The organism is Sporomusa sp. (genome assembly GCF_035561255.1).
Lineage (GTDB): Bacteria > Bacillota > Negativicutes > Sporomusales > Sporomusaceae > Sporomusa.
In genome coordinates, this window is sequence record NZ_DATMXX010000363.1 from 1 (window position 1) to 6,142 (window position 6,142).

Consider the following 6,142-nt stretch of genomic DNA (forward strand, 5'->3'; position numbering starts at 1 on the left):
GTCAATAGCAGTTTCTACTTAAAGATAATAAATAGTCCTCCCTGACCCTGCCGCGTCCCAGGCTGCCCATCGACCAGCACTCCTTTGTTACACTAGAGGCTTTACTGCATATGTGGTAAATTGATATTTCTTAGAACCTCAAGCATCGCTTGTTTGTATATATACTCCCGGTATTTTGGGTACTCCGGTGAAAAAATGATATTCATCATGTCGTCGGCATTCACAAATTTAACCTCGTCAACCTCCCCAACCTGCATGACCACATCATCCAGAGAAACATCGCTAAAAGCCGCCCATATATCAACAAAGTTATTTTTTCTTTTGAGTCTTGTTATCATTAAAAATTTTTCAGGACAGAGGCTAATTCCCAGTTCTTCTTCGGTTTCACGAATAGCCCCTGCCAGGCTGTCCTCGCCGGATAATACAGCCCCGCTGGTTATATCCCATACGCCAGGCAGTACAGCCTTTGTCAGTGAACGCTTTTGAATAAGAAATTCACCTTGTTTATTGATAATATGAACGTGTACTACCAAATGATATTCTCCCGCTTGAAAGGCCTGACCCCGCCAAATTGTTCTGCCTGTTTTATTGCCTGTTACGTCTAAAATATCCCAAAACTCCATGTAGACCTCCAAAGGTTTGGTGTAATGCTAAATTTAGGCATGTTTATTCGCTCCACCCTTTAACCTTTTCATATGCTGTACGCCAAAAGGCTGCGCTCCGGAGTCAGGGAATACAACCGCTAACTTATCTGCAATCAGTATTCTCCACTAATTCGCCGGTGCGTACGGGTACTGTTCAATAACTCAAATGCTTTATCAGTCCGTTCCCAGGGCACATCTATGTCGGTACGGCCAAAATGCCCATAGGCGGCAACCTGCTGATAAATCGGCCGCCGGAGATCCAACTGCTCAATAATTGCTGCCGGCCTTAAGTCAAAGTTCTTGTTGATAACATCCAGTAATTCACGGTTGCTCAATCTCCCGGTACCAAAAGTATCTACGAAAATAGATATCGGTCTCGCAACCCCAATCGCATAGGCAATCTGAATTTCTGCCCGCTTAGCCAAACCGGCTGCAACAATATTTTTGGCAACATATCTTGCCGCATATGCCCCGGAGCGGTCGACCTTAGTAGGATCTTTTCCTGAGAATGCCCCGCCGCCATGCCGTGAATAACCGCCATAAGTATCTACAATAATCTTGCGTCCAGTCAAGCCGGCATCCCCCTGCGGCCCGCCAATGACAAAACGTCCGGTCGGATTTACCAGAAACTTAGTGCTGTCATCTAATAGTTGCGGGGGGACTATTTCATCAATAACCAGCCTTTTTAAGTCTGTTGCAATTTGTTCCAACTCGACATCAGGTGCATGTTGGGCTGAAATCAATATGGTTTCAACCCGCACCGGCATAAAATCTTCGTATTCAATCGTAACCTGTGTCTTACCATCAGGCCTTAAATAGGGCAACAGCCCTTCTTTGCGGACAGCAGCCAGCCGCTTAGCCAGCCGATGGGCAAAGGCAATAGGCGCCGGCAGGTATTCGTCAGTTTCATTCGAGGCGTAGCCAAATACAATCCCCTGATCACCTGCGCCAATTTTGTCCCACCTTTCGTCACTGCTGCCACTGCGGCTTTCGATTGCCTGGTTTACCCCCTGGGCAATATCTGGCGATTGCTGGTCAATCGATACCAAAACAGCCGCGGTACTGGCATCCAAGCCATATTCCGATTTGGTGTAACCCACCTTGGCAATCGTATCTCTGGCGATTTGGCTAAAGTTAACATTAGCTTTGGTAGAAACCTCGCCTGTTAACAATACCAATCCGGTATTAACGCTTGTTTCGCATGCTACCCTGGCTTGTGAATCCTGAGCCAGGATGGCGTCAACGACCCCATCGGAGATTTGATCGGCTAACTTATCGGGATGACCTTCCGTAACCGACTCTGATGTGAAGAAATAGCGTTGTTTGGACATATTATTCACTCCTAAAGAATATTCTACGAACTTAACGGACCTGTAAATCGATAAAAGAGGCTAACAGCAATAAACCATGCTGCTAGCCTCTCATTTTTTTAAGTCAGCTATCGATACAATGTGGGATTAGAACTCTCTTCTGGCAACAATAAACCGTGCAACACCGTCTGAATTATTATCGGCAATGATCCCGGTTGCTTGCTCCTTTAACTCGTAAACTGCATTTGATACCGCATAAAATTCATCACATGCTTTTAGTAGCGGGATATCATTAACATTGTCACCAAAGCCTATGATCCGGTCAAAACTGCAATAGTTGCGGATAAAGTTTACTGCATTGTACTTTGAAGCGTTGGCGCTGTATACCTCCAGATACCACAGATTCTCGGTATAAACATCATTGGAAAGCACCATGCCGATACCCTGCAGCTTTTTCAAATCAGGCACTAATTCCGATAATCGCTCTTTTTGCCCCATAAAGGCAAAATAGATCACTTTGTTATCCTTGATTTTATCAGCAAAACCGGCAATCTGTTCAAAGGATTTAGCATATTTCGTCACCCGCTCATTATGATAAGCCTTTAGGGCCGCTGTATTCAGACTCTCATAATATATCTGCAGCCGATTAGCAAAAACCGAATACATAAAGCCGGTAATTTTATGTTTCTTTATAATTTCGACAATGGTATACGCCGCAGCTGCCGGTATCGTTTCTGTCTTTATGTATGTACCGTCCAACATATCATAGATTGCTGCTCCGTTCATCAAGACAACAGGTGTATTAATCTGAACACCTGACAGTATCTTTTGGGCTGATACTGCTGTCCGTGCTGTTGCAACAGAAAAAAATCCACCACTGGCAATAAGAGAATTCAGTGTTTGCTTAGTATTCTCGCTGATCTCTTTATGGCTAGTAAGCAATGTCCCATCTAAGTCTGATATATACAAAGATTTTATTGTCACAGCGCCCCTCCCAATCAGGCAAATGCAATCCCTTGAAGCTGCAGCACATAATTACGGTATGAATACATTCATTTTAACCGGTGACAGCAGCACTCAAATAAAAAAGGCCGGGGCAGACTTACTACTGCCCGGCCTTCAGCTTGCTTACTGATCAACCAACTATTGTACACACACTATAGCATTTTCCGAAATAAATTTCAGAAACTCGCTATTTCACGTAATTAATCACGTTTTCTTTTCTGGTGGGAGCATTTACTGCTTCGATTTTCTTATAGCCCAACGCCACTGAGGCAAAGGGCTTATACCCTGCCGGTACACCTAGCTGCTGTTTGTATTTCTCATCCTGTTCGCCGCCAAACGCAAATAAGGTAAAGTCGACCCAGCAGGAACCAAGACTGATGGATTCGGCGGCTAATAATATATTTTGTGTGGCAGCCGCGCAATCAGACTCAATCATCAGGCCGTCCTCCTTGCCGAAAACAATCACGACTGTTGGCGCACCGTAAAAGATATTAAACTTTTCATTTTTAGCCATTTGCTGAATATGCTCGTTATCAATTTGGGCTGCGCCTGCTTTGGCATCAGTGTTTAGCTGATCCAGTACCTGTTTGTCCTGTATAACTGTGAAATGCCATAGCTGCTGATTCCCGGCGCTTGGGGCATAAATCCCGGCCTCCAGAACAGTCTGCAGCTCGGCCTCTGTTATTTGGTCAGGTTTGAAACTGCGCACACTTCTGCGCTTTTTAATTGTTGTTAAAACCTCGTTTACTGCCATCTGAATACCTCCCGGTTATCAATTATTTTAGAGCGTTAACCGCTTTTTGTGCCCATAAGGAATCCTGGAAAACAGCCCTGCCGACCCCAATAAGGTCTGCTTTTCCTGCTGCCAGCAATTGTTCTGCCGCCTGCACCTCAGTAATACCGCCTGTAAGGATTACCGGGATCGCAACAACTTCCTTAACCGCTGCACTAAGTGGTGCAAAATAGCCTGGTTCATTATTCCCCGGGACAATGTAGCCCGAAAATCCTCCGGAGATGTCAATCACATTGACACCGGCTTCGGCAAAAGCCTTTGCGGCAATCTGACTGTCAGCGGCGGTAGTCCCGCCTTCTGCATAGTCCGCTGCTCCCAGCCTGATGAAAATCGGGAAATCCTGACCTACAGCCGACCGGACGGCATCAATAACCTGCAGGTGAATCCTAATTCGTCCTAACACATCACCGCCGTATTCATCTGTACGCTTATTCGTCAGCGGTGAGAAAAACTGATTGAGAAAATAGCCATGGGCTGAGTGAATTTCCACCCCGTCAAAGCCGGCTTCTTTTACCCGCCGCGCTGCCGCACCAAAGTCTGCAACAATCTCACCAATCTCTTCCCGGGTAAGTGCATGAGGTATCCCACCCTTACGGGGGTTCTTGACAGCCGAAGGCCCAACCGGAGCAACACCGGTTACCGCTGTGTCTGCCGCGCTCCCGGCATGATTAATCTGCACCACAGCTTTAGCCCCATTGCGCTGGATAATAGCTGCCAGTTCTTTTAAGCCCTCAACAACACTGTCATCAGCGATAGACAGCTGATTCTCGCTGGCTTTCCCGGCCTGCTGCACAAAGCTATGTTCAATAATGACCAGTGAGAGATAACCACCGGCGGTTTTTTCGTTATAATACTCAAGAATAGCCTTGCTGACCTTACCGTCCGGTTCCGCCTTCGAGGTAGCCATCGGCGGCATAACCAATCGATTGGACAATGTTAAAGACCCGATCTGTAATGGTTCCAGTAAATAGGGCATCCGGAAACCTCCTTCGTTGTACTTGTTTATAGGAAATAAACCCTGTAATCATCTTATCCTTTCGGATTCCTATTCACAAGTACGCACTAATTTGTGCCATAGTATCAATTTGTATACTGCCTGATACCTATTTAATTTCCTGAAGAGCCTTTTCTATCCGGGTTAGTCCCTCCAGCAGCACACTGCGTTGGGTCGCAAAGTTCAAACGGGCAAAACCTTCACCCTGGCTGCCAAAGTTTTTGCCGGGATTAAGCCCTACCCGGGCTTTATGCACCAGGAAGTCTTCCAGTTCTTTGGCATTGGTAAAGTAGGCACGAAAATCCAGCCAGGCCAGAAAAGTCCCCTCTGGTTTGACTACCTTGATGCCTGGCAGACGGTTCCGGACAAACTCGATCAACGTATCAGCATTTCCCTCAAGATATTGCAGCAGTGAATCCAGCCATTCCTCACCCTCCCGGTAGGCGGTTTCGGTGGCAACTGCCCCAAAAAGATTATTGCGATTAATATGCAATTTGGCAAACCAGGAACTGATGAGTGCCCGCCGGCGCTTGCAGGGAACAACGATAAACGAGAAATTAAGCCCCGCAATATTAAACGTTTTACTGGCAGCTATAAAGGTAACCGTCTCTTTAGCCACCGGTGTGCCAAGTGAGGCAAAAACAGTATGCCGCTGCTCCCCATAAACCAGATCATTGTGGATCTCATCTGACAGGATATCAACCTGGTACTTTTGGCAGAGTTCATATATTTTCCCCAGTTCTTCCTTGCTCCATACCCGACCAACCGGATTATGCGGGCTGCAAAACAACAATAATTTGTTATGGGGATCGGCCAGCTTTTGCTCCAGATCAGCAAAATCAATCTCATAATGACCATCTTTAACAAGCAGCGGGTTTTCCACAATCCGCCGGTCATTATCCTTAATGGATGCGAAAAACGGCGGATAGACCGGTGGCTGGATAATAACGCCGTCACCTGGCGCCGACAGGGCTAAAATGGACAGGATAATTGATGGAACAACGCCCGGAGCCAGTAAAACCCAGTCTTGTTCGATTTCCCAATTATGCCGGTGTTTAACCCAGTCAATCAATGACTGATATAACGGCGCCTCCTGGGTATTGTAAGCATAGATAGGGTGCTGGGCCCGCTCCAGCAACCTAGTTGTCACTGCGGCGGGTGTAGCAAAATCCATATCAGCAACCCACAGGGGCAACACGTCCCGGCTGCCAAACACTTTTTCCACCGCATCCCATTTACTGCTGCCAGTTCCCTGGCGGGGGATAATTGCATCAAAATCAAATATCGTTTTATTATTTACCATACCTAAATTCCTCACTTGATTTATAGTTATATATTTTAATTATACATAATTTATGTCCGGTAGTATCAAAATCTATATCGTATAATCATCAAC

6 protein-coding genes are annotated in these 6,142 nt (G+C 46.2%); all 6 read right to left on the bottom strand.

The window, feature by feature from the left end:
• Positions 1-101 precede the first annotated feature (101 nt).
• The 6 genes from VN379_RS20670 to VN379_RS20695 all read right to left on the bottom strand — a co-directional run bounded on the left by VN379_RS20670 (position 102) and on the right by VN379_RS20695 (position 6,049).
• Complete coding sequence (locus VN379_RS20670) at positions 102-623, bottom strand: NUDIX hydrolase (RefSeq protein WP_325537366.1); 522 nt, start codon at positions 621-623, stop codon at positions 102-104.
• A 134-nt stretch (positions 624-757) separates the two neighbouring features.
• On the bottom strand, positions 758-1,975 hold the full coding sequence (gene metK, locus VN379_RS20675) for a methionine adenosyltransferase (protein WP_325537368.1): 1,218 nt from the start codon (positions 1,973-1,975) through the stop codon (positions 758-760).
• A gap of 126 nt (positions 1,976-2,101) precedes the next feature.
• Positions 2,102-2,938: an HAD family hydrolase gene (locus VN379_RS20680; protein ID WP_325537370.1), complete on the bottom strand. Its 837-nt coding sequence runs from the start codon at positions 2,936-2,938 to the stop codon at positions 2,102-2,104.
• Between the two features lie 208 nt (positions 2,939-3,146).
• Positions 3,147-3,713 carry a nitroreductase gene (locus VN379_RS20685; protein ID WP_325537371.1) on the bottom strand — a complete coding sequence of 189 codons (567 nt, stop codon included), beginning with the start codon at positions 3,711-3,713 and terminating at the stop codon, positions 3,147-3,149.
• A 22-nt stretch (positions 3,714-3,735) separates the two neighbouring features.
• The gene (locus VN379_RS20690) at positions 3,736-4,728 is read right to left on the bottom strand and encodes an NADH:flavin oxidoreductase (RefSeq protein ID WP_325537373.1); all 993 of its coding nucleotides are present in this window, start codon (positions 4,726-4,728) and stop codon (positions 3,736-3,738) included.
• Between the two features lie 127 nt (positions 4,729-4,855).
• Positions 4,856-6,049, bottom strand: coding sequence for a PatB family C-S lyase (locus tag VN379_RS20695; protein WP_325537375.1), 1,194 nt, complete (start codon positions 6,047-6,049; stop codon positions 4,856-4,858).
• Positions 6,050-6,142 lie beyond the last annotated feature (93 nt).